The organism is Longimicrobium sp., assembly GCA_036389135.1.
Taxonomy (GTDB): domain Bacteria; phylum Gemmatimonadota; class Gemmatimonadetes; order Longimicrobiales; family Longimicrobiaceae; genus Longimicrobium.
Genome location: DASVQP010000028.1, coordinates 35,933 through 59,364 on the forward strand (window position 1 = coordinate 35,933; position 23,432 = coordinate 59,364).

Below are 23,432 nucleotides of genomic sequence, written 5' to 3' on the forward strand. Positions count from 1 at the left end.
GTTTCAGTACTCGTCGTCTTCGCCCAGCATCATGCGGCGGTAGCTGTCGTAGCGGCCGAAGTGGATGTCGCCCGCGTCCACGGCGGTGCGGATTGCGCAGCCGGGCTCGTGGATGTGCGTGCACGACGAGCTGTAGCGGCATTCGCCGATGAGAGGCTCGAACTCGGGGAAGTAGAAGTGGAGCTGGTCCGTGTCGATCTCCCACAGCCCCACCTCGCGCAGCCCCGGCGTGTCGGCCACGTAGCCGCCGCACTTCAGGGGGATGAGCTGCGCGGTGACGGTGGTGTGGCGCCCCTTGTTCACCGCCTCGCTCACCGTGGCGACGCGCAGGCCCAGCCCCGGCTGCACCACGTTGAGGAGGCTGCTCTTTCCCACGCCCGACGGCCCGGCGAGCGCGGACACCTGCCCGCAGATCGCCTCGCGCAACGCCTCGACGCCCACACCCTGCTTGGCGGCTGTGTAGATGATGCGGTAGCCCGCGCGCTCGTACGGGGCGAAAAGAGCGCGCGCGGCCTCCTCCCCCTCCACGTCCGTCTTGTTGACGACGATCAGCGGGCGCAGCTCCGCCGCCTCGGCGATCACCAGGAAGCGGTCGAGCATGCGCAGGTGCGGCGCTGGGTTGGCTGCCGCGAAGACGATCAGCACCTGGTCCACGTTGGCGACGATCACCTTGGCGCGCGGCGCCTTTCCGGGCGCGCGGCGGGCGAGGACGCTGCGGCGGTCGTGGACGCTTTCGATGGTCCACGCCTCCGCGCCCGAGCCGGAGCCGTGCCCCAGCTCCACCACGTCGCCCACCGCCACCTTGTCGCCGGTGCGCTCCTCGCGCTTGAGCCGTCCGCGCAGCGACGCCTCCACCGTTCCCTCCGAGGTTTCGACCTCGTACACTCCGCCTTGCGCGCGGAGCACCGTTCCGGTCAGCGTCGCCACTCTGTGCCTCGAAGTCGTCTCTGTGTTCTCTGTGTGAGGCCTCCGCAAAGACGGCGCGCCGCACCCGGAACCCGGGTACGGCGCGCCTGCATGCCACGGCCAGCCATCGTTACGCGGCCGCGAACGAGGCCAGCGCCTCGCCCATCTCGCCCTCGCGCAGGCGCTTGAGGGCGCGGTCGCGGAGCTGGCGGATGCGCTCGCGGGTCACGCCCAGGATGTCGCCGATCTCCTCCAGCGTGTGCTCGCGCCCGCCCTCCAGGCCGAAGTACAGCTTCAGCACCTTGGCGTCGCGCGGCTGAAGGGTGTTCAGCGCCCGGTCGATCCGCTCGGAGAGGAGGCGCTCCTCCACCTCGTCCTCCGTCATGATCGCCTCGTCGGCGATGAAGCGATCCATCAGCTGGCTGTCGTCCGAGTCGCCGATGGGGGCGTCCAGGCGGATCTCGGCGGCGTTCAGCGTCTGCAGGCTCTCCACGATCTCCGGCGACAGGCCGGTAGCCTCGCTGAGCTCCTGCGGCGACGGATCGCGGCGCAGCTCCTGCTTCAGCCGCACGCGCTCGCGGAAGATCTTGGCCAGGTCCGACGCGCGGTTGAGCGGCACGCGCACCGAGCGGCCCTGGTTGGCCAGCGCCGAAAGGATCGCCTGGCGGATCCACCACACGGCGTAGGAGATGAACTTCACCCCCTGGTCCGGGTCGAACTTGCGCGCGGCCGTCACCAGGCCGACGTTCCCCTCCTGGATCAGGTCCGAGAGGGAGACGCCGCGGTTCTGGTACTTCTTGGCCACCGAGATCACGAAGCGCAGGTTGGCCCGCACCAGTTCGTTGACGGCGTCCTCGTCGCCCAGCCGCGCGCGGCGCCCCAGCTCGATCTCCTGGGGCGACGTGAGCAGCGGGTGGGTGCTGACCTCCTTGAGGTACTGGTCCAGGCTGGACTGGTCCTCGTTGGCGACACCGAAACCCGCTTCGGACCCGCCGCCCTTCTTCCGCCGCCTTGGTGTGGTGGTGGTGCCTTTCCGCGCTGTCGCCATATCTCGATCCGTAGCTTGCGCTCGTTCCGGAGCCGTTTTCTGTGGCTGTGCCAAACGTTGTGGACCCTGCAAAAGCTCTGCCCGGAGCAAAACGAACCGCCCGGCGCTGGGCTGCGGCCGGGCGGGGGTTGAGAGGTGCCGCGGCGTGCCGCCGCTTCCGCCTCCTAACTCCGCCGCCGCGCCCCCGCGCACCGCCCTGCCGACGCGCCACGCCCCCGCTCCCGGCATGCTCCGGAGCGGCTCTCGGGCCGTGGGGCGAACGGAAAAGTCATCCGGGCGTGTGCAAGAAGTAGGTGGCCGGCTCAGGGGGCGCAAAACGTAGCGGGCGCCTCCACGGCCGTCAATGGAGAGTACCGTGCTGGCGGAGGTTGGTTCCCAACGGCAGGGATTAGGGATCAGGAACAGCGCGTTTGATTCATCCCCCATCCCCCATCCCTCATCCCTCATCCCTGCTTTTTCTGCTTCCTCCGGCTCCTTGCCAGCCGCTCCTCCCGCCGGAGCTGCGCGGCTTCGAAGCGGAGCCGTTCCTCCTCCGTCTCCGGCAGCACCGGGGGCACCGGCGTGGGGCGGCCGCGCTCGTCCAGGGCCACGAAGGTGGCGTAGCAGGTGTTGGTGTGGCGCTCCTGGCCCGTGACGGGGTTCTGGGCCAGCACCTTGACCCCGATCTCCATGCTGGTGCGCCCCGCGAAGTTCACGGACGCATGCGCGATCACCAGCTCGCCGATGTAGATGGGCTCGTTGAACTCCACGCTGTCCATGCTCTTGGTGACCACGGGACGTCCGGCGTGCTTCATGGCGCAGAACGCCGCCGCGCGGTCGATGAACCCCAGCAGCACCCCGCCGAACAGCGTCCCCGCCACGTTCTGGCTCTGCGGCTCCGCCAGGTCCGCGAACGTCACCTGCGACAGCCGCACCGGCCGCGGCACCTCGATGTCCGGGGCGGGCCCCTGCATGTAGATCTCGACCGGCCTGATTCTCTGTTCCACGTCCATCTCCTCTATTCCGTGATAAGAGCGCCCCGCGGATCTCGTCCGCCGGGGCGCTCGAAAGGTCGTTGGTCCGGCGGCGGGGAAGATGGCGCGCAGGGCGGCGGGCGCAAGGGGTGGCCCCCTCCCCCGCTCGTCACCTCGCGGCCCCTCCCCCAATAACTACCTGGGGGAGGGGCGTACGCATGCATCTCCCCGTTGCGTCAGCCTCCACTCCGATGCCGGGGTTCTCGAGCCGGCTTCAGCCGCCTTCCCGTCGTTCCAGCCGGGGGATTCATCCCCCGGCGCGCCGTCCCCGGCGCATCCGCCCCGCCCCCGGCGCCCCGCGCCGCCATCACCACGTCAGCACGATCTTCCCGAAGGTGTCGTTCGCCTCCATGCGTTCGTGGGCTTTGCGGATGTCGGCAAAGGGGTACACCGTGTCGATGACCGGGCGGATGCGGGCGGAGGAGACGAGCGGGAGCACGGCGCCGGAGAACTCGCGCGCCAGGGCGATCTTCTCCTCCAGCGGGCGGCTGCGCAGCACGGTGCCGAAGATGTGGATGCGGCGCCGCAGGAGGAGCCCCAGGTCGATCTCCGCCTTGGCGCCGGCGGTGGTCCCCACGACGACCGCCCGGCCGCGCAGCGCGAGCACCCGCAGCGACGCCTCCAGCAGCTTTCCGCCGACGAGGTCCAGCAGCGCGTGGACCCCGCCCCCGTACGTGGCCTGGTTGACCGCCTCGGCCAGGTCCTCCTTGCTGGTGTCGATCCCCGTCTCCAGCCCCAGCTCGCGGGCGCGCTCCAGCTTGGCGGCCGAGCGCGACGTGCCGAGCACCTCCGCCCCCGCCGCGCGCGCCAGCTGCAGCGCCGCGGTGCCCACGCCGCTCCCGACGGCGTGGATCAGCACCCGCTCCCCCACCTTGACGTCGAGCTGGCGGAAGAGGGCATCGTAGGAGGTGAGAAAGGCTTCCGGGATGGCGGCAGCCTCCTCGAACCCAAGGTTCTGCGGGATGCGGATCGCCTCGCGCTCGTGCACCACCACATACTCGGAGTGCCCGCCGCCGCCCACGATCCCCATCACCCGGTTCCCCACGGCCCAAAGACCCGCGCCCTGCCCAACCGCGTCCACCTCGCCGGCGTACTCCAGCCCCGGGACGTCGGCGGGCGCGCCGGGAGGGGCGGGGTACATGCCGCGGCGCTGCAGGAGGTCGGCGCGGTTCAGCGCGGAGGCGTGCACCCGCACCCGGATCTCGCCCGGCCCCGGATCGGGCACCGGCCGGTCTTCCTGCACCAGCACCTCCGGGCCGCCGGGGCGGGTGATGACGATCGCTTTCATCAAATCAAGTGCGTGAGTGCGTTATTGCGTGAGTGCGTTGGAACAGCGGGGCTCACACAGAGACACAGAGCGTACCGGAAAGAACAGAATGAGGTTCTCCGCGGCTTTCCGTCGTCTCTGTGTTCTCTGTGTGAGGCTTTTCCTCCTACCGCGCCTCGGCTCGAAAGAACGCCTCGATGCCGCGCACGTGCGCCGCCGCCAGCCGGTCGAGGAAGCCCGGGTCGCGCAGGGCGTTCTCCTCTTCCGGGATCGGCATGAAGAGCGACTCGGTGAGGGCGGAGGGGAGCCAGGTGGGGCGCACCAGCGCCAGGTTCTCGCGCAGCGCGCCACGGTTGGGAAGGAGCGTCACGCCGACGATGTTGTCCGCCAGCGCCTGCGCCAGCGAGCGGCCAAAAGGCTGGAAGTGGTACACCGCCGTGTGATAGGCGCGGAACGGGTTCTGGGCCTCGCCGAAGGCGTTGTTGTGCACCGACACCAGGATCTCCGCGTCGCTCCGCACCGCCAGCGCCACCCGGCCGCGCAGGTCTTCGGCCGTGGTCGTGGAGAACGGGGCTTCGCGCCCGGTGCGCGTCAGGATCACCTCGGCGCCGGCGGCGCGCAGCTTTTCGGCCAGCGGCAGGGAGATCGCGAGGTTGGCGTCGCCCTCGAACAGGCCGGTGGGGCCGGTGGCGCCCGCGGGCGGGTGTCCCGGGTCGATCACGATGCGCCGCCCCCGCAGCGGGTTGGCCGCGTCGATCGCCGGGCGTCGGCGGAGGCGCAGGACGAGCGCCCCATCCGCCGCGTAGAACGCCTTGTATCCCCACGGCGCGCGGGCCAGCGACAGGCGCACCCGCGCCGTGGACGGGCCCGCCGCGTCCTGCGCCACGCCGGTCAGCATCGCGTCGTTCTGCACGGCGTTGGCCGCCTGCGCGGTCACGCCGTACAGCGTCACCGTCCACTCGCGCTCGCCGGGCTCCACCAGGAACGGCGCACGCTGCGCCGGGATGCGGACGTCCACCCAGCGCTCGGCGGGGCTCACGGCGATGGCGCCCAGCGCGACCGCGGCTATCGGCGCCGCGCTGGTGTCGGCCACCGTCACGCTGCTCGCCTCGATCCAGGCGACGGTCGATGGGTCGAGCTGCACGCGATACTGGCCACCGCGGTGCTCCGTCAGCGACAGGCGGGTGCCCCGCGGAAAGAACCAGCGGTACGGGCCCGAGGGCGTGGCGCGCGCGAACACCTCAGATCCCGTCGCCAGCGTGTCCTGCCCGCCGCTCACCCGCGCCGCAAGTGGCGTTGCGAAGACCTGCGGCACGCCCCCCATCCCCTCGAAGTCGGGCGTGGGCTCGGGCCGGTAGGTGAGGGTGTGGCTGGCCGTCTGCCCGTTCTTGGAGGCGCGCAGCTCCCACGCGCTCGCCGGCACGGGGAGGTAGGCGATGAACGCGCCGTTGGGTGCCACCGGCACCAGCGTCCCGTTGATGGTCAGCGCCGCGCCGCCCGTCCCAACTGAGCCGTAGATGAAGGCCGAGTCCCGGCTCGGACGGATGACGTTGTTGCCCGGCTGGATCACGCGGATCGCGAGCGGGGCCTCCACGCGCTGGATCGGCGGGAGGCCGGGCGTGAGCGGCACGTATTCCAGCGCGGCGGGCGCGGCCTCGGGGCGCGGCTCCGGACTGGTCGCTGGCGTACCAGCGCCGGGGGCGCAGGCGGCGGCCAGGAAGAGGACGGCGGCGTACGGGCGCAGGGAGAATGACCGGGTCAACACGGGCTCCTGTGGATGCCGGCGGATCGCGGGGCAGCCGGACGGTCGGCCGCGGCGCAGCCCTGCGTGGCGGTGCAAAGGACGCGCCGGACGCGCCCGGAGGGTTGCATCCCGGCAAAACCTTGTATATCGTTTAGCGCCATCTGTTTACCTCCTCCGCAGGCCGCGCCCGCCCCGGGTCACGGCCGCATTTCTTCATCGCAGCATAAGAGGACGCTTCATGCACGCTCCGCGTACCACCGTACCCTTCGCCCTCGCCGCGCTGGTGGCGCTGGCCGCCTGCTCCGACGATCCCGCGTCGCCTGATCCGGTGGCGCCGGCCGTGTCGCGGGCGGGGCAGCCGATCCCCACCCGCGCGCAGGAGCGCCCCGGCACCTGGGTGGAGCGCACCGACGAGCAGCTCTGGGCCGCCATCTCCGCCGCGGGTGGGAACGCGGCGGTGGGGCTCAAGTCGCCGGGGGCGGTGCGCGGCGTGTGGCGCGGGCGGGTGCTGGTGGGGCGCAGCGAGTGGTCGCAGGGGCGCGCGGCCGTGGCCTCGCAGCCGGGCGTGACGCTGGTGCGCACGGACGACCTCCTCCCGTCCATGGAGGTGAAGCTGGACGGACCCGGGGCGCTGGCCGCCCTGCGCCGCCTGCCGTTCGTCGACTACGTGGAGCCGACGATGGTGGAGGACGGTCTCCCCGAGTTCGCGGGGGTGGGCGGGTGCGGATGGGGAAGCGCGTGGACCGGCGACCGGCAGTACACCGCGTCGGGCGACATGTACTCGCAGAAGCTCACCGCAATGCGCATCCCCGATGCCTGGACGCTGAGCAGCGGCGCGGGCGTCACCATCGGCCTCACGGACACGGGGATCTCGTCGGGCCAGGGGCAGTTCACCAGCACCTTCGCCACGGGTGAGAGCGCCGGGCGCACGCTGAAGCTCCTCAAGGTGTCGTCGATGGCGAGCGTGTATGACACCTGCGGCCACGGCACGCGCATGGCCGGCATCATCGCCGCGCCGCGCGACGGGCGCAGCGTGGGCGGCATCGCTTACCGTTCCAACTTCGTGAGCGTGCGCCAGGCGGACGGCGTGGCCACCGTCTCCAGCAGCGACGCCAAGTACAGCGTGCGCACCGCCGCGGAGAACGGCGCGCGCATCGTGGTGATGGCGTGGGAGTCGCTGAACTGGTACTGGCAGGTTTCCGACGAGATCGAGTACTGGCACTACAACTACCCGATCCTCTTCTTCGGCGCGGCGGGCACCAGCGGATGCGGCGACGGCATCCTGGACAGCAACGTCGTCTTCCCGGCGGACATGCCGGAGGTGGTGGCGGTGACGGGCGTGACGTACCCGGGCGGCGGCGTCCCCTGCGGCATCCATCGTGGCGCGGACGTGGAGCTGACGGCGTACCTGGACGTCCCCAGCACCGGCCAGTACACGGCCGACGTGGTGGGGATGGGCGGCAGCTCGAACGCCACCGCGATCGTGGGCTCGGTCGCCGCGCTGGTCTGGTCGCGCACCCCCGGCCTCACCCGCGACGGCCTGCGCCAGCGCCTGACCCAGACCGCGCAGTACTATCCGAACCGGCACTCGGAGCAGGGATACGGGGTGATCAACGCGTACCGGGCGGTGACGGGGAACTGACTGGGGAATGGGGAATCGGGAATGGGGAATGGCTGATCCGATCGCCGTTCCTATTCCCTATTCCCTGATCCCTATTCCCTGTAGTTACATCTGTATATCCCCACCCGAATCCCCCTGCCGCAGCCGCGCGAGCTGATCGCGCGATGCGGCCAGCGCGCGCTCCGTGGCCGCGCGGTCGATGCGCAGACGGAGGGTGACGGAGCCCGACCCCGGCTCGCGCTCGATGACCACGACGTCGCCTTCGCGCGTGCCGTTGGGGAGGAGCCATGCGGGGACGTGGAGCAGCCGTCCGTTCTCCTCGTGCACGGCCGCGATCCCCTCCTCGATGCTGTCCACCGTCCAGCTCTGGCTCATGGGCTCCTTGGGCGCGCGGTCGGTGGCGGATAGGTAGGCGCGGCACGATCTGGACGCAAGCGCGGGCGGCTTGACGGCGGCGAGGAGGGCGTGCGAAGTTCAGGTATGAACGAAACCGGAGCTCTGTGCGTCCCGCGTGTGCGCGAGGTACTGGCGGCCCTCCTCCGCGCGGGTGGCGAGGTGGAGGCGCGGCTGGAGCGCAGCGTGGAGCCGATGGGGCTCTCGCTCGCCAAGATGGGCGCGCTGCACACCCTGGTGGAGGCGGACGAGCCGATCCCGCTGGGACAGCTGGCGGAGCGGCTCTGCTGCGTGAAGTCCAACGTCACCCAGCTGGTGGACCGGCTGGAGGCGGAGCTCCTGGTGCGGCGCGTCCCCGATCCGGCGGACCGCCGCAGCGTCCGCGCGGAGGTCACCGCCGAGGGCCGGGCCCGCTACGCCGCCGCCGTCCGCGCGCGCGAGGCCGCCGAGGCCGAGCTGCTGGCCGGCTTCGGCGACCACGAGCTGGAGCGGCTCGCCGCGTGGTGCCGGCGGGTGGCGGGCGGATGATCTTCATCTCCGAAGATCCGGCGCCCTGGGACGACGACCTCGAGGCCGACTTCCCCCTGGGCGACGGCGTGGCGGACACCAGCGCCACCGTGCAGTGCCCGTACTGCGGCGAGCCGGTGGAGATCGCGCTCGACCCCGGCAGCGGCACGCGCCAGGGGTACGTGGAAGACTGCCAGGTCTGCTGCCGCCCCTGGCACGTCACCGTCGTCTACGGCCCCGACGGCGCCGCCGAAGTGTGGGCGGAGGCCGCGGACGGAGAGTAGCCGAAGGAAAGGGCCTCACACAGAGACACAGAGCCACAGAGAGAACAGCGGAAAGGTTGTCTCTGTGGCTCGTCTTTTCAGGGTATACCGAGTCCACTCGTTCACGGGCGCCGTGACTGCGGTGCCGGGCGGGACGCTACGGCGGTGTCCCTGGTCAGTTCACGGACCCGGCGCGTGGCGGTGGGAGGGGGCCCCGGCGGCGCGCTTACCGCGAGGAGCGCGATTCCGGGGTCCTCGACGCACATGGGCGACAGCGTGCTCGGCATCGAGGGGAGGGTGCAGTAGTCGAAGCAGTCGCCCGCGCCGTTGCACACCACCGTCTCGGCCGGGGGCGCGGTGCCGACCCAGGGGAATCCCACCAGCCGAAGCTCCCCGCGGGCACCGGCGGGGATCGCGAGCCGGAAGCTCCCGTCGGCCGCGGTCGTCGCACGCGCCAGCACGGCGCGGTCGCTCGCCCGCACGAGCGCCACCGGCATGCCGCCGCGCGCGGAGCGGTCAGCCGTCGACCCGTCCGAGAACGTCCCGTGAACCGTCCGTGTGCGGCCCGACGTATCCGTGCCGGTGGCCACGGCGGTGACGATCTTCCAGGCGTAGCTCCTCCCCGCCAGGATCGTCCATCCAGTCGGGCGCGCCACCATCCCGGTGGCGGCGAGCTCGGCACACTCGCTGGCGTCGAACACCGTTCCCCCCGAGTTCAGCACGGCGCACGGATCGCCGGCCGGGGGCGCGGCCGGCGCTCGCCCGCCCGGCGACTGTCCTGCGGCGACGGACGGGAGCGCGAGCAGGAGGAACAAGGGAGCCAGGCGGAAAGAGCCGCGGAGCACGCGGGCGTAGGCGTCCGGTAGCATGGGACCTTCTCTCTAGGGGGGCGCAAAGAGGGCAACGGGGAACCCGACTAGTGTGCGCCCGGTCAAGCCCCGCCGCAAGCAAACATTCGATGTACGGCTTTACGCCACGCGTGCGTGCTCGCGCGATGGCGATGCGCAGAGGAGCGAGCGGACGGCCTGCGCGCGGCGGGGGGCGCGGAGGGCGTCGAAGGCGCGGGCGGCGGCTTCCAGGTCCTCGCGCGCGGCGTCTGGGTCGCCCGTCTCCAGGCGGAAGCGGCCGCGCTCCACGCGCACCTCGGCGTCCACCAGGGGGGCGTAGCTCATCTCGCAGAGGGTGACCGCACTGTCCAGCTCGCAGCGGGCGGCGGGGAGGTCGCCGCGGGCCCACGCCACCATCCCCAGGAGCTTGCGCACCTCGGCGTGGCCGTACAGGGTGCTGTGGCAGTCGAAGCGGAGGAGGGCCTGGCGCGCGAACCGCTCGGCGGCGGCCAGGTCGCCGCGCATCAGCGCCACCTCGCCGCGGGCGACCACCGCGAATGCGAAGAGCTGCTGCTCCCCCGCGGATTGCGCGAGGCCGGCGGCGGTGGCGAAGCAGCGGTCCGCCTCGTCCCACGACTTCAGCGCCTGCTGCGCGATCCCCAGGTTGTGGAGGATGCGCGCCTCGCCCAGCGCGTCGCCCAGCTGGTGATAGAGAGCGCGCGCGATCCGGTACCACTCGGCGGCCCTCCCGGGCTGCTCCCGCATGTCGTGCAGCACACCGAGGTTGGTGGCGGCGTCGGCGCGCACCTTGTCCATCCCCTCGCCCGCGGCGGTCTCCAGCGCGTCTTCCAGGCGAATGCGGGCCTCGTCCAGCGCGCCCATCTCCAGCAGGATCACCCCCGCAAGGTTCTGCGCCCGCAGCGCGCCCGCATGGTCGCCGCGCGCGCGGAGCTCCCGCAGCGCGTCGTCGGCGTGGGCGAGCGCGGCGGGGCGGTCATCCAGGCGAAAGAGCGCTTCGGCCAGTAGGAGGAGGGCCTCGGGCTCCGCGTGCAGCGAGGTGCGCAGCGGCCCCAGCACGCGCTGCACCGCCTGCCAGTGGCGCGCCTCCGCGAACCGCCGGGCCTCCGCTACCGCGATAGGCTCAAAGTCGAGGCTCATGATGATCCCCCTCAACCGCCGCTCGCGACGGCGTACCTGGCGAAGCCGCCGCCGTTGGCCCGCACCGATCCGATCATCGTTTTCATCGATACCATCCCGCGGAGTGAGAGCGGGGCGCCCGCCGGGGGCACACCCGCCTGCCGCCAGGGCGAAAGCGGTGCCGCACGGAGTGGGTCGCGTAAGGTGATGCGGGTGGGCTAGTTAGGTGCCGCGGAGCCGGAGCGGCGGAGGAGGGTGCGGCGTGCGGATTCTGGACGAGGGAGCGTGAGGCGGACAAAAAGGCGAGCGATACGGCGGCAATGTGTGGCTGCCCGAAATTCAGCCACCCTCCAGCTTCCGAACAGCGGGTCTCACGCGGAGGCGCGGAGAACGCAGAAAACTCCGCCACCTCCTCCGCGTCTCCGCGTGAGCCAAAGCAGTCAGCGGCCGCCCCCCCCGCAGGCGATCCGGGCAAGGTTGTCGGGCGACATGGGCGTCCACCTCCGCTGGCTCATCCGCTGGACGTACTGCGTGGTATACACCTGGATGACCGCGCCCCCCGCGAGAACGTCCACGCGAAAGAGATCCTGCGGCCGGTACAATCCGAGCTCCGTCAGCCCGCCGAACGCGGGGCGCTCGTCCACGATGACGCACGGGCGCACCGGCGCGCCGCGGACGCGCACGCACTCCTGCGCGCCCCCGCTGGAAAGGCTGCCGCACGTGGTCATCACCAGCCCCATCCTGGTGCGGACGAACTCGCCGGCGTCGGGGGCCGCGCTCAACAGGAGCTCCTCGTCGCCGAAGCCGCGCACGGTGGACCCGCTGGAGCGGATCCGCCGCTCGAACCGGCGCGACTGCACCCGGATCGCCTCCAGCATCAGCGGCTCCGCGGTGAGCGGCACCTCCAGCTCCAATCCTTCCGGACCCACTCGCCAGACGGCCACCGAGGCGCGGTAGCCCAGGCGGGTCACCATCGTGGGGTGGTCGCCCAGCGGCAGGCCGCCGATCCTGAACACGCCGTTCGAGTCGCTGACCGCGGTGCGCTTCAGCGACGCCATGCGGACCTGCACCCCCACGAGCGGCGCCAGCGTCGCCGCGTCGACGGCGCGCCCTACGACGGATGCCGTGTCCGGGACCTGGGCCGCGGCGGGCGCGGCCCAGGCAAGGACGAGCGCCGCCGTCAGCCGGCGGATGGAGCGGAGGGGCATGGTGGGGCGAGGGTCAGGGCTGCGACGCGGTCGTCGTCGCGCCGGTGGATGTCGCCGGGGCGCCCGGCTGCGGCACGGCGGCGGGGAGCACCCAGAGCGCGTACCCTGACGACGTCCGCACCCGTACGATACGTAAGTCCCCGGTGGCATCATGGTTCCCCACACTGGGCGCCTCGGCATCTTGGGGGGGACTGTTTAGTTTAGCCTAAGACGCACACGGCGAGCCCACAGCGTAGCTCTGGAGGCGCCGCGGCGAATTGGCTGAGGCCTGGAAGGCCCACAGCAGGTGAAGACGGTCGGCCCCATCGATGCGGAGATCGAAGGGGTGCACATGCAGCTCGGGCCGGAGCGGCTGGGGCACAGACCAGCCGAACGGACGCCAATGGGCGTAGAAGATCTGATCGTTGACAGGGCCGGGTTTCGATTTCACCGAATCGGGGAGGTTCGCTGGCTGATGCCCGAACGCGATGTAGAGCTCACCCTTCGTAGTTGCCACCACCCGCAGGTGACGGACGGGATACGGCCCCGGCAGCCGAACCTGAATCGGACTCGCCCATGTCACCCCCCCGTCCGTCGAGATGGCGTGCCGGATCTCATCTCGCCCGAACCGTTGGTCCACCTGCGTCCGCCAGATCAGATGGACCGTATCGCCGCCGGTCGCGACGACCTTCGGCTCGTACCCTCCCACGTTTCCCGAACGGTGCACGAGCACGGGCCCGCCCCACGTCAATCCCGCGTCGTCGGATCGCCGCACCCACAGGCTGTTCGTATCACCGCCAAATTTCGAGCCGCCGGAGATCGGGAAAGCGGGGCTGGCGAACGCGAGGTAGGTGCGGCGTCCCTCCCCCGCCGCAATGCTGGGGTATGTACCTCCGCTCATGGGGATCATCGTGTCGCTCACCGGTCCAGTACCGGCACCGCGGGGCCGGGCCGCCACCCACTCCGTCGTTCGCCAGCCGTCCGGGCCGCGGCGAAGGTGGACGAGCATGTTCATACCGGACGACGGTCTGGTGATGAAGGCGACGTGCAGATTCCCACCCCCGTCCAGCTCCAGACGGGTGAGCAGCGCGCGATGCCAGCTTATGGCTGGCGCGCGGTATACGACCCGTGCGTCGCTCCAGCGTCCATTCCGGCGCTCCGCATGTAGGATGCGGCCGAGCCGGGTTAGGTCCGCCATTCGCGGCAAGCCAGACGGATTCGGATTACGGGCTGGCCCGGCCGCGTGCTCCCCCCAGACGGCGTGCAGCGTGCCGGCGCGATCCACGGCCAGCACGGGATCGTAGAAATCAATCGCCCCGGGAGGCATCCCCAACTCCTCCGTGCCACGCTGCAGCGCGGCGATGCCGCGGGATGCACCCGGCGCCCCCGCCCTGACAAAGGCGAACGCGTACGCGGCTTCCTGCCCCAGGGCCAGTTCCGGCCAGGCGAAGTTCACGCCCGCGCGCGTGACCGGCTCCGTCCACCGGACGCCGCTCTCGGGGCATGCGCGGTCCGCGTGCGACTGTGAGATCGCACGTGCCGCCACCATCCCGCAGAGGAGCGCGGTGGCGGAAAGTGCCGCCATAGCGTTGCGTGCGACCTTGAAGTTTGACCGCTCTTGCATCAGCGGCTCGCCTGTGAGTTGGTCCACGCCATGAACGAGCCGTAATGCGCGAAGTGATCGGAGTAGGAGCTAGTGTATTCATGCTGCCAGGTGTAATCCCACCTGATCTCCGCGCTGATACTCACTTCATCCCCCATCGCCGACTCTCCGTAATATACCGATTCCGATTTCCAACTGCCCCCGATCGTGGACCTGAGACCTACCGCCATATGTCCCTCGACCGCGACCCCGTCCGCTTGCATTCCGTTTGTCCACGCCCAGACCCATGACACATCCATGCTTCCGTGCAGCATTGTCTGGCCATAGACATACCCGCCGTCATCCGCCGCCATCGATGTGATCCCAGCGGACGAATCCGCGACGCGTAGGACTGAAAGCGGAGACGAGCCCGACTCGAGCGCGTGCAACGTACGCTCCAAGTATAGGACCGCGTCCGCTCCAGAAAGCTCCCGACCGTCGCTGATACGGACGGTGGCTCCGGCCCGCGCATGGGCGAGCGCAGCTCTCGCGTGTACGATCCTCTTCTGACGCGCCTGCTCCCGCGTCAGCGGTGTCCTGCGAAAAGTCGCGGGGCGGCCACCATCTCTCACCACCGTCCCCTCGGGGCCCCGGTCGGGCGGAGCGAGAGGGCTTCCGGAACGGTCACAAGCCGCCATCGTGGAGACGGCGACTACGAGGAGATAGGTACGTGCCAGCATTGAGCCGCGTTGGCTGTGCATCGTAGAATCCGTTGCAAGAGGTGGGACTTCGCTATGTACCTGCGGACGGCGCCCGTATGGAGCCTCAGGTCACCCTGGGTAGGATTGCCGTTTTCACCACCTTCATGGCTCATCGAGCGTAAAGTGGGTTTATCCGGGCTCCTACAGCTGGCTCCGGAGTCAGGGTCTACGAGAGGCGCGAACCTGGGTGTGCGTAGGGGGAGAATACACTTCAGAGACAGTTATCTTACCGCGCGCTCCGCGTCAAGGTTCGTCTACAAAAGAGCGTATAGCTATGCTCGGCGCCCACGCGTCCAGCCCGAGCCAGGCATACACTTCAGGTGGCAGAGGCTCGCAGCCTGCGGACCATAGATGTGCGCCCGCTAGCTTCCTGAGCCGCAGGAGCAAGCGTGGAGTCGCGGAGAGAACCAGGCCGGATCGGGTGGCACAGCTCGTCAGTTGCCCTGCCGCTCGCGAGGGCGTATTCGCCAAGCCGCGCCGGCCGTTCGCCTGCGCTGCATCCTTCCACTCGCCGTTTGGGAGCTGTGGAGGAGGGTGCCGCGTGGTAATTCTAAACGCAGGAACGTGGTGCGAGACCCAGAGCTGAGCGGTACGGACCCACTCGCCAGGCGCCCAACCGACGTGCGGTTAGCCAGCTTCAGCGAACACATGCGGACCTGCACGCCCGCGAGCGGCGTCAGCGCCGCCGCATCGACCGCGCGCCCCGCGACGGACGCCTGGGCCGCGAGGGGGCGGCCCAGGCCAGGAGGAGTGCCGCCGGTAGGCGGCGGAGGGTGGCGAGAGAGATGAGGGGGACGGAGGAGAGCGTGGTCAGGGCTGTGTCGTACTCGTCGCGCCCGTGGCGGCAGGCTGAGTGCCGGGCTGCGGCACCTCGGCGGTCGGGAGCACCTGGTCACGCCCCTTGTTCAGGAAGGGGACGCCCTGGCGCATCCAGTCCGGCTGCGGGCGGCCCTTGAGGTGGTGATCGAAGAACTGCATCATCCGGATCGCGAGGTCCACCTGGTTGGCGCGCTTGGTGGGGTTGTGCTCGTCGCCGTTGTAGTTGATCAGGTACACCTCCTTCCCCAGCCGCCGCAGGGCGACGAACATCTCGATCCCCTGGTACCAGGGCACCGCGCCGTCGTTGTCGTTGTGCATGATCATCAGCGGCGTCTGGATGCGGTCCGCGGCAAAGAGCGGGGAGTTCTCGATGTACAGATCCCGGTTCTGCCACGGCGTGGCGCCGATGCGGCTCTGCCCGCGCTCGTACTGGAAGGCGCGCGCCAGGCCGCTCTGCCAGCGGATGCCGCCGTACGCGCTCGTCATGTTGGCCACCGGCGCCCCCGCCATCGCCGCGCGGAACATGGGGGTGCGGGTGATCATGTACGCCACCTGGTAGCCGCCCCACGACTGCCCCTGGATCGCCACCTTGGCCGAATCCACGAAGCCGCGCCCGATGAGCGAGCGCACGCCGGGGACGATGGAGCGCATGGCGCTCTGGCCCGGGTAGCCGGTGGTGTAGTGGATGTCCGGCATGAACACCAGGTAGTCGTTCGACGCGTACAGCGTGGGCTGGATGGTGTTGCGCGGCACGTCCATCCGGTACTGGTGCAGGTTGTCCGATAGCGACTCGTAGAAGTAGACCACCATCGGGTACTTCTTCGACGGATCGAACCCTTCCGGCTTGTAGAGGAGCCCCTGGAGGTCGGCGCCGTCCTCGGAGCGCCAGCTCACAAGCTCCACGCTGGGCCAGCGGTAGCGCGACTGCTGCGGGTTGGCCTCGCTCATCCGCCGCGCGTCGGCAAAGGTGGCGCCGCTCACCCACACGTCCGGAAACTCGCGGACGGTCTGCCTGGTCCACAGGTACACGTCGGCTTCACGGGCCTTGCTGGGGGTGCCGAGCTGCCGGTCCTCCATCACCAGCCGCACGGGCGCGGCGTTAGAGCCCAGCCGGTCGCGGAAGTAGCCGCTGGCCTTGGTGTCATCGTTGAAGACGCGCAGCAGCAGCGGCTGGCGCGGGTCGATGGAGCGCTCCTCGGGGTCCAGGTCCACCCAGCGGAAGACCATCTTGCCGCGGCGCCCTGCGGAGTCCGTCACCACGCGGGCGGGGCGGCGGCCGGCGGGGTCCAGCTCCCACACGTCGTAGCGGTCGTAGACGAGCACCGAGCGGTCGCCCTGCGTCCACCCGGCGACGCCCCAGGGCGCGGGATCGGAGGGGGTGTCCCACGTTTCCTGGTCGAAGCGCACGCCCAGCCGCCCCGTGAGGTCCGCGGTGCGCCCGGTGGCGACGTCGAAGGAGTGCCAGCGGCGGTCGCGGTCGAAGAAGAGGACGAAGCGGCCGCCGGGGGAGAGCTGCGGGTCGAAGGGGATGCGCGTGGCCACGGGGCGGCGCACGCCGGTGCGGGTGTCGGTGGCGTACACGTCCGCGCCGCCCTCGCCCCACATCGCCTGCACGCCATAGCGCATCTCATCGCTCGCGATGGCGACGCGCCCGTCGTCGGAGAGCTGCACGCCGCGCAGGGTGTCGCTGCCGATGACGACCGGCCGCTCGCCGGGGCGGACGATGGCCGTCCACGCGCTGTCGCGGTCGCGCGCGGCTTCCACGCGCTGCTGCGGCTGGAGGCGCGGATCGCGGTAGTTCCACAGGTCGAAGACGGCCTTGTCCGCCAGCGAGTCGGCCGGGATGGAGTCGGGGGTTACGGGGATGACGCCGAACACCACCGCCCCTCCATCCTCGGTGAAGCGGATGCGGCCCCGGTCGGCCACCATGCGCCCGGTGCCCACCTGGTCCGCGTCCACCACGCGGCGCACGCGCGGCTCGCCTCCGCCGAGGGTGGCGTGGTAGAGGGCGGAGAGCGGCTTGTCGCGGTCGCGCGAGTCGCGGTCGGTGGTGAAGGCCGCCTGGCGCCCGTCGTCGCTGAAGGTGAGGCCGCGGTAGCCGCCCGCGCCGGCCAGCAGCGTGTGCGTGCGCCCCTCCGCCAGCGCGCGCACGTAGGCGCCGTCACGCTCGCCCGCGCGCGCGGAGACGGTGTAGCCCAGCCAGCGCCCGCCGCGGTCGAAAGCGAACGCCATCACCTCCTCGATGCGCGTCTCGTTTCCCGTCTGCAGGTCGCGCACGACGAGGGTGGAGCCATAATCCTTTTTCCTGGCGCCGCGCGCGGTGTCCGTGCTCACGGGGCGCGGGGTGCCGCCGGGCGTCGCCGCCGCCGCCGGCGCCTGCCCTGGAGCCGCCGCCGCGACTGCCGCCGCCGTGTCGCGGGCAGTGCGGGCCGCGGTGCTGTCCGTCTCCAGCAGGTACGCCAGCCAGCGCCCGTTCTCCTCCGCCATGCGGAACGACCGCACGCGCGGCACCACGGTCACGCGCCCGTCTGCGAGGCTCATGATCCCCAGCGACGACCGGGGCATGTCCGCGGGCTTGCGTCGCTCGCGGCGGGCGCGGTCCCACTCGGCGCGCGGGGCTTCGATCGAGAAGACGGCGAAGCGCCCGTCGGCCGAGAACTGCGCGCGGGAGGGCTGGTAGCCGGCGTCTGGGCCGGTGGCGCCGGCGCGGGTCTGCGGGCGACCCACGTAGCCGCGCGTGTGGCGATGCTCGGCCCCGCCGGCGGTGGAGCGCACCACCACCTCGCCGTCGCCCACCTGCGGCACCAGGGTGTACACCGCCCAGCGCCCATCGCGCGAAAGGGTGGCGCCGTGCACCGACCGCCACTGGTCGAAGTCGGCCACCGTGATCGCGCGGCGGCCCTCCTGGGCCACGGCGGGAACGGCGCCCAGCCAGAGCGCGGTCAGAAAAAGCGAAGCTCTGCGTTTCATACGTGGGGATGGCTGCGAAAGGGTGACGCGGGACCCCGGGGCGGGGAACAGGCGTATACGTAGCACCGGCGGCGGGGCGGGGGCAAGCGGGGGGCGGGGGCGTGGGCGCGGGGCGGGGGTTTTGCAGAGGACCGAACGGAAGTGCCAGGTGCTAAGTGCCAAGTGCTAAGTGCTAAGTGCTAAGTGCTAAGTGCTGAACTGCAGCCGAGCGCGAATACCCAGGACTTAGCACTTAGCACTCAGGACTACCCGTTCCGATCCGTCCCCCGAGCCGCCACCATGCAACTCCTCATCATCCGCCACGCCATCGCCGAAGACCGCGACCATTGGGCCCTTTCCGGACACCCCGACGCCGAGCGCCCGCTGACCGGGGAGGGGAAGCGGAGGATGAAGCGCGGCGCCGCCGGACTGCGGGCGCTGGTCCCCCGCATCGACGCGCTGGCCACCTCGCCGCTGGTGCGGGCGCACGACACCGCCGTCATCGTCGCGCGGGAGTACGGCGGGATGGCGATGGAGATCGTGACCGAGCTGTCACCCGAGCGCGGGGCGGACGACCTCCTCCCCTGGCTGCGCGGGCACGGGCCGGACGCCGTGGTGGCGATCGTGGGGCACGAGCCGGGGCTCGGCTGCCTGCTGGGGTGGCTGCTGACGGGGCGCCACCAGAGCTTCGTGGAGCTGAAGAAGGGGGCCGCCTGCCTCCTGGAGTTCGACGACCCGCCCGCCGCGGGGAACGCGACGCTGCTCTGGTCGCTGACGCCGGGGCAGCTCCGCAAGCTGGAGCGGGCACGGTGACCGAACGCTCCACGCTGCTCGACCTCCCGGCGGAGATGGCGGTCCGCTGGATCGCGCTGGGCCTGCTGGAGGAGGCGGCCGCCGCCCACGCCCGCCTCGCCGACCCGGCGGAGACGGGGGCGCTCCACGACTTCCGCGTGGCGCTGCGCAGGCTGCGGAGCACCCTGCGCGCCTACCGCGACCTGCCGGGCGACGTAGTGCGGGGCAGGGACCGCCGCACCCTGCGCGACCTGGCCCGCGCCACCGGCGACGCGCGCGACGCGCAGGTGCAGAACGAATGGCTCACCACGCGGCTCAAGAAGGCGCGCGGCGCGGAAAGGGTGGGGCTGCGCGACGCGCTGGAGCGCTCGCGCCAGCGGGCGGAGGCCGCGGGGGAGCAGCTGCGGAACGCCGCTGCCGCCTTCCCGGCGGAGCACGAGCGGCTTGCGCGCCGCCTCCGCCGCTTCTGCACCGAGCTCACGCCGGGCGAGTCGCCCAGCGAGACCCCGTTCCGCGCCGAACTCGCCGCGCGGCTCCGCACCGAGGCCGACGCGCTGGCGCTGGAGCTGGAGGGGGTGCTGGACGAGTCGCGGCAGGACGATGCGCACCGCTCGCGCATCGCCGCCAAGCGCATCCGCTACCTGCTGGAGCCGGTGCGCGACCTGGTGCCCGGCGCGCGCGAGATGATCAAGGAGCTCAAGGGGCTCCAGGCACTCCTGGGCGAGATGCACGACGCCCACATCCTGCTGTGCGAGGTGTCGGCGGCCGTGGAGGAGGCGGAGGGCGAGGAGGAGGCGGGGTCGCGCGCCCTGCAGCGCCGGCTCGCGGAGGAGCGGGCGGAGCACTTCTCGGCGCTGCGCGAGCGCTGGCTGCACGGCGCGGCGGCGGACCTCCCCGGCCGGGTGCGCGCGCTGGCGGACGAGCTGGAGGGCACGGGACCCCCGCGCGAGATCGAGCGCAAGTACCTCCTCCGCAAGATGCCCGCGCTGGACGGGCTGGACGCGGAGCTGCGCCAGATAGAGCAGGGGTACCTACCCGGCGACCGGCTGGCGGAGCGGGTGCGGCGCGTGAAGACGCCCGATGCCACTCAATGGCTCCGCACGGTGAAGCTGGGCGCCGGCGTGTCGCGCATCGAGGTGGAGGAGGAGACCACGGAGCGCATCTTCCGCGCGCTCTGGCGGCTCACGAAGGGGCGGCGCGTGCGCAAGCGGCGCTACGCGGTAAAGGATGGGGAGCTGGTGTGGGAGATCGACCACTTCCGCGACCGGCGGCTGGTGCTGGCCGAGGTGGAGCTTCCCGCCGAGGACACCCCGGTGGAGGTGCCGGACTGGCTGCGCGCCGTGCTGGTGCGCGAGGTGACCGGCGACCCGGCGTACGTCAACCTTAATCTGGCCCGGTAGCGCTCCCGCGCCGCCGGCATTCCCCTGGCGGCAACTCCATGAGGAAGCACTCCTTTCTCGCAGCGGCCTTCGCCCTCGCCCTCCTGGGCGGGTGCGTCCCCTTCGGCCGCCCGCAGAACCCCTTCGCGCCCAACGCGCGCCTCCCCAGCGACACGCTGGTGAGGACGGGAAAGCTGTCGAACGGCCTCACCTACTACGTGCGCCGCAACGCGGAGCCGCGGGCGCGCGCCGAGCTGCGCCTGGCCGTGGATGCCGGCTCGGTGCTGGAGACCGAGACGGAGCGCGGCTACGCGCACTTCGTGGAGCACATGGCGTTCAACGGCACGCGCCGCTTCCACGGGCACACCATCATCGAGTTCCTGGAGAAGTCCGGGATGCGCTTCGGGCCGGACATCAACGCGTACACCTCGTTCGACGAGACGGTGTACATGATGACCCTTCCCACCGACAGCGCGCGCTTCCTGGAGACGGGGCTCGACATCCTGGAAGACTGGGCGACGGGGATCGCCTTCGACACGGCGGAGGTGCGGCAGGAGCGCGGGGTGATCGTGGAGGAGTGGAGGCTTGGGCGCGGGGCGGGGCAGCGGCTGCAGGACCGGCACCTGGGCACCCTCTTCGGCCGCTCGCGCTACGGGCGGCGCCTCCCCATCGGCACCCCCGAGAGCATCCGCGGGGCGACGGCCACGGGGCTGCGCGCATTCCATCGCAAGTGGTACCGCCCCGAGCTGATGGCCGTGGTGGCCGTCGGCGACTTCGACGCGGCGCGGATGGAGTCGATGATCCGCCTCCGCTTCGGCGCGATCCCCCCCAGCGACACGACGCTGCCGCGCCGCCTCACCTACCCCGTGGCCCCCTCCGCCGGCACGCGCTACTCCGTCGCCACGGACAGGGAAGCGACCTCGTCCACCGTGACGGTGGTGCACACGGCACCCGCGCGCGTGCGGCGGCTGGTGCGCGAGTACCGCGAGGCCATCGTGGACATGCTGTACAACGGCGTCCTCAACGACCGCCTCAACGAGGCCACCCAGCGGCCGGGCGCTCCCTTTCTGGACGTCTCCTCCGTGAGCGGCTCGCTGGTGCGCCCCCTGGACGCCTACTTCCTCACCGCCCGCGCCCCCGAGGGCGGAACGGAGCGGGCGCTGGCGGGGCTGCTGGCCGAGGCGGAGCGTGCCGCGCGCTTCGGCTTCACCCCCGGCGAGCTGGCGCGCGAGAAGGCCGAGCTCCTGCGCTCGTGGGAGCAGATCCACCTGGAGCGGGAGAAGACGACCTCCGGGCAGTACGCGGGGCAGTACGTGGGGCACTTCCTGTACGGCGGCCCCCTGCTGGACGTGGACACGGAGTACCGCCTGCAGCGCGCCCTCATCCCCGGCATCCGTCCCGGCGAGGTGAGCGCGCGGGCCCGCACCTGGCTGGCCCCCACCAACCGCGCCGTGCTGGTGAGTGCCCCCGAGCGCAGCGGCGTCCTGCGGCCAGACAGCGCGCGCCTGGCCGCCATCGCGGACTCGGTGACGACCTCGCGCCTCACGCCGTACACCGAGGCTCTCTCCAACGCCCCGCTCCTCCCCAGGGCTCCGGTCGCCGGCCGCGTGGTCAGCGAGCGGATGCACGAGGAGGTGGGGGTGACGGAGTGGACGCTCTCCAACGGCGTGCGCGTCCTGCTGAAGCCCACCGACTTCCGCGAGGACGAGATCACGCTGGCGGGCCGCAGCCCCGGCGGCACCTCGCTGCTGCCGGACGAGGACTACCTGTACGGCGCCACGGCATCGGCGGCGGCGCAGGTGGGCGGCGTGGGGAGCTTCACGGTGGTGGACCTGGGGAAGCGCCTCGCGGGGAAGACGGCGAGCGTGGGGATGGAGGTGAGCGAGTTCAGCGAGTCGGTCTCCGGCTACGCCGCCCCGCGCGACCTCGAGACGATGCTCCAGCTCGTCTACCTGTACTTCACCGCCCCCCGGCGCGACTCGGTGGCGTGGGAAGCGTACCGGGAGCGTGCGCGCGAGGCCTTCCGCGACCGCTCCGCGAGCCCGGAGGCGGCCTTCGCGGACACGCTGCGCTCCGCCCTCACGCAAGGGCACCCGCGCGCGCGCCCGCTCACCGCCGCCGCCGTGGACTCGCTGGAGCTGGACCGCGCCCTCGGCGTGTACCGCGACCGCTTTGCCGACGCGGGGGACTTCACCTTCTACCTGGTGGGCGCGCTGAACCCGGATTCGATCCGCCCGCTGGTGGAGCGCTACCTGGGCGGCCTCCCCTCCGCCGGCCGGCGCGAGGCGGCGCTCGACCGGGGGGTACGCACCCCGGAGGGTGTGGTGCGCAAGTCGGTGCGGCGCGGGGTGGAGCCGCAGGCGCGCACGCAGGTGGTGTTCAGCGGGCCGGCGGAGTGGGAGCGGCGCAACGTGGCCCTCCTGCGCACCCTGGCCGACGCGCTGGAGATCCGCCTGCGCGACCGCCTGCGCGAGGAGCTGGGGGGGACGTACGGGGTGGGCGTGGCGGCATCGGCCCGGCGCGAGCCGCGCCCGGAGTTCCGCTTCGTGGTGGACTTCAGCGCCGCCCCCGACCGGCTGGACGAGCTTTCCAGCGCCCTCTTCGCCGAGCTGGAAGAGGTGAAGCGCAACGGCGTCACCGAGGCGGACCTCGCCAAGGTCCGCGAGCAGCACCGCCGCGACCGCGAGGTGCAGATGCGCGAGAACGACTTCTGGATGTCGCAGATGGTGCAGTACGACGCCGGCGGCTGGGACCTTGCCGGCATCGCCGCCCCCCCGCTCTCCCAGACCTTCACCCCCACCGACGTACGCGACGCCGCGCGCAGGTTCCTGGACACGGGGAGGTACGTGCAGGTGTCGCTGTTCCCGGAGCGGTGAGGCCCTCACCCAGGCCCTCACCCCCCCGGCCCCCCTCCCCCAAACTGCGGGGGAGGGGGGAGATCGCGGCCATCTCCCTGCGGCTCCAGCCCCCAGCAACGCGGATGTTGTAGGGGCGCGATTCATCGCGCCCGCCCTCTGCCCCTGCCCCGACCGCTGGCCCCACGCACAGATCCCGTAGGGGCCGACCTGCGTGTCTGCCCTCCCTCGCCCCCGCTTCGACCCTCACCCATCCACGCCAAACCGTGTAGGGGCCGCCCCGCGTGGCTGCCCGTGCCATCGCCCGCGCCGCACCACGCACCCCGCACCCATGCACGCGTGCGCCCCTCCCCCGCGGTTTGGGGGAGGGGCAGCGAGGTGA

At 71.6% G+C, this 23,432-nt stretch carries 18 protein-coding genes; 6 read left to right on the forward strand and 12 right to left on the reverse strand.

Translation table 11 applies throughout. From position 1 onward, the window contains the following. Positions 1-3 precede the first annotated feature (3 nt). The 5 genes from rsgA to VF584_06285 all read right to left on the reverse strand — a co-directional run bounded on the left by rsgA (position 4) and on the right by VF584_06285 (position 5,996). Positions 4-927 carry a ribosome small subunit-dependent GTPase A gene (gene rsgA / locus VF584_06265; protein ID HEX8209774.1) on the reverse strand — a complete coding sequence of 308 codons (924 nt, stop codon included), beginning with the start codon at positions 925-927 and terminating at the stop codon, positions 4-6. Between the two features lie 109 nt (positions 928-1,036). Next, positions 1,037-1,954 (reverse strand): RNA polymerase sigma factor RpoD/SigA, encoded by a 918-nt coding sequence (locus VF584_06270; protein HEX8209775.1) that lies wholly within the window; start codon positions 1,952-1,954, stop codon positions 1,037-1,039. A 443-nt stretch (positions 1,955-2,397) separates the two neighbouring features. Beyond that, positions 2,398-2,940: an acyl-CoA thioesterase gene (locus tag VF584_06275; GenBank protein ID HEX8209776.1), complete on the reverse strand. Its 543-nt coding sequence runs from the start codon at positions 2,938-2,940 to the stop codon at positions 2,398-2,400. Positions 2,941-3,274: 334 nt separating this feature from the next. Further along, positions 3,275-4,255, reverse strand: a complete 981-nt coding sequence (locus VF584_06280; GenBank protein ID HEX8209777.1) for an NAD(P)H-quinone oxidoreductase — start codon at positions 4,253-4,255, stop codon at positions 3,275-3,277. 145 nt (positions 4,256-4,400) lie between these two features. After that, entirely contained in the window at positions 4,401-5,996 is a 1,596-nt protein-coding gene (locus VF584_06285) for an N-acetylmuramoyl-L-alanine amidase (GenBank protein ID HEX8209778.1), read from the reverse strand. 220 nt (positions 5,997-6,216) lie between these two features. Here VF584_06285 and VF584_06290 point away from each other — a divergent pair, with 220 nt between their 5' ends. Then, positions 6,217-7,620: a S8/S53 family peptidase gene (locus VF584_06290; GenBank protein HEX8209779.1), complete on the forward strand. Its 1,404-nt coding sequence runs from the start codon at positions 6,217-6,219 to the stop codon at positions 7,618-7,620. Between the two features lie 84 nt (positions 7,621-7,704). On the opposite strand, the gene VF584_06295 is transcribed toward VF584_06290, so the two are convergent. After that, a complete protein-coding gene (locus VF584_06295) occupies positions 7,705-7,974 on the reverse strand; it encodes a DUF3006 domain-containing protein (GenBank protein ID HEX8209780.1) in 270 nt (89 codons plus the stop codon). A 105-nt stretch (positions 7,975-8,079) separates the two neighbouring features. On the opposite strand from VF584_06295, the gene VF584_06300 reads away from it, so the two are divergent. After that, the gene (locus VF584_06300; protein HEX8209781.1) at positions 8,080-8,520 is read left to right on the forward strand and encodes a MarR family transcriptional regulator; all 441 of its coding nucleotides are present in this window, start codon (positions 8,080-8,082) and stop codon (positions 8,518-8,520) included. Beyond that, positions 8,517-8,783 carry a CPXCG motif-containing cysteine-rich protein gene (locus VF584_06305; GenBank protein HEX8209782.1) on the forward strand — a complete coding sequence of 89 codons (267 nt, stop codon included), beginning with the start codon at positions 8,517-8,519 and terminating at the stop codon, positions 8,781-8,783. Before VF584_06300 ends, VF584_06305 begins: the two co-directional genes overlap by 4 nt. A gap of 101 nt (positions 8,784-8,884) precedes the next feature. Here the strand turns inward: VF584_06305 and VF584_06310 are convergent, their stop codons facing one another. From VF584_06310 to VF584_06335, 6 genes are all read right to left on the reverse strand, one after another. Then, entirely contained in the window at positions 8,885-9,631 is a 747-nt protein-coding gene (locus tag VF584_06310) for a hypothetical protein (protein ID HEX8209783.1), read from the reverse strand. Between the two features lie 99 nt (positions 9,632-9,730). Continuing rightward, entirely contained in the window at positions 9,731-10,747 is a 1,017-nt protein-coding gene (locus VF584_06315; protein HEX8209784.1) for a hypothetical protein, read from the reverse strand. Positions 10,748-11,166: 419 nt separating this feature from the next. Next, positions 11,167-11,934, reverse strand: coding sequence for a carboxypeptidase regulatory-like domain-containing protein (locus VF584_06320; GenBank protein ID HEX8209785.1), 768 nt, complete (start codon positions 11,932-11,934; stop codon positions 11,167-11,169). A 205-nt stretch (positions 11,935-12,139) separates the two neighbouring features. Next, a complete protein-coding gene (locus tag VF584_06325) occupies positions 12,140-13,537 on the reverse strand; it encodes a sialidase family protein (protein ID HEX8209786.1) in 1,398 nt (465 codons plus the stop codon). Further along, positions 13,537-13,869 carry a hypothetical protein gene (locus VF584_06330; GenBank protein HEX8209787.1) on the reverse strand — a complete coding sequence of 111 codons (333 nt, stop codon included), beginning with the start codon at positions 13,867-13,869 and terminating at the stop codon, positions 13,537-13,539. Before VF584_06330 ends, VF584_06325 begins: the two co-directional genes overlap by 1 nt. A 1,197-nt stretch (positions 13,870-15,066) precedes the next feature. Then, entirely contained in the window at positions 15,067-18,045 is a 2,979-nt protein-coding gene (locus VF584_06335; protein HEX8209788.1) for a prolyl oligopeptidase family serine peptidase, read from the reverse strand. Positions 18,046-18,324: 279 nt separating this feature from the next. Here VF584_06335 and VF584_06340 point away from each other — a divergent pair, with 279 nt between their 5' ends. From VF584_06340 to VF584_06350, 3 genes are read left to right on the forward strand one after another with little or no spacing between them, the layout of a single operon-like run. Next, positions 18,325-18,837 (forward strand): histidine phosphatase family protein, encoded by a 513-nt coding sequence (locus tag VF584_06340; GenBank protein ID HEX8209789.1) that lies wholly within the window; start codon positions 18,325-18,327, stop codon positions 18,835-18,837. After that, the gene (locus VF584_06345; protein HEX8209790.1) at positions 18,834-20,216 is read left to right on the forward strand and encodes a CHAD domain-containing protein; all 1,383 of its coding nucleotides are present in this window, start codon (positions 18,834-18,836) and stop codon (positions 20,214-20,216) included. Before VF584_06340 ends, VF584_06345 begins: the two co-directional genes overlap by 4 nt. Before the next feature lie 38 nt (positions 20,217-20,254). Next, positions 20,255-23,071 carry an insulinase family protein gene (locus VF584_06350; protein HEX8209791.1) on the forward strand — a complete coding sequence of 939 codons (2,817 nt, stop codon included), beginning with the start codon at positions 20,255-20,257 and terminating at the stop codon, positions 23,069-23,071. The last annotated feature ends 361 nt before the right edge of the window (positions 23,072-23,432 follow it).

Bases quoted from the DNA above. Each gene is read 5' to 3' on its own strand.
- VF584_06270 (HEX8209775.1), bottom strand. From the start codon at position 1,954: ATGGCGACAGCGCGGAAAGGCACCACCACCACACCAAGGCGGCGGAAG.
- VF584_06330 (HEX8209787.1), bottom strand. From the start codon at position 13,869: ATGGCGGCGGATGACGGCGGGTATGTCTATGGCCAGACAATGCTGCAC.
- VF584_06280 (HEX8209777.1), bottom strand. From the start codon at position 4,255: ATGAAAGCGATCGTCATCACCCGCCCCGGCGGCCCGGAGGTGCTGGTG.
- VF584_06340 (HEX8209789.1), top strand. From the start codon at position 18,325: ATGCAACTCCTCATCATCCGCCACGCCATCGCCGAAGACCGCGACCAT.
- VF584_06295 (HEX8209780.1), bottom strand. From the start codon at position 7,974: ATGAGCCAGAGCTGGACGGTGGACAGCATCGAGGAGGGGATCGCGGCC.
- VF584_06300 (HEX8209781.1), top strand. From the start codon at position 8,080: ATGAACGAAACCGGAGCTCTGTGCGTCCCGCGTGTGCGCGAGGTACTG.
- VF584_06335 (HEX8209788.1), bottom strand. From the start codon at position 18,045: ATGAAACGCAGAGCTTCGCTTTTTCTGACCGCGCTCTGGCTGGGCGCC.
- VF584_06310 (HEX8209783.1), bottom strand. From the start codon at position 9,631: ATGCTACCGGACGCCTACGCCCGCGTGCTCCGCGGCTCTTTCCGCCTG.
- VF584_06350 (HEX8209791.1), top strand. From the start codon at position 20,255: ATGAGGAAGCACTCCTTTCTCGCAGCGGCCTTCGCCCTCGCCCTCCTG.
- VF584_06320 (HEX8209785.1), bottom strand. From the start codon at position 11,934: ATGCCCCTCCGCTCCATCCGCCGGCTGACGGCGGCGCTCGTCCTTGCC.
- VF584_06290 (HEX8209779.1), top strand. From the start codon at position 6,217: ATGCACGCTCCGCGTACCACCGTACCCTTCGCCCTCGCCGCGCTGGTG.
- VF584_06325 (HEX8209786.1), bottom strand. From the start codon at position 13,537: ATGCAAGAGCGGTCAAACTTCAAGGTCGCACGCAACGCTATGGCGGCA.
- VF584_06305 (HEX8209782.1), top strand. From the start codon at position 8,517: ATGATCTTCATCTCCGAAGATCCGGCGCCCTGGGACGACGACCTCGAG.
- VF584_06315 (HEX8209784.1), bottom strand. From the start codon at position 10,747: ATGAGCCTCGACTTTGAGCCTATCGCGGTAGCGGAGGCCCGGCGGTTC.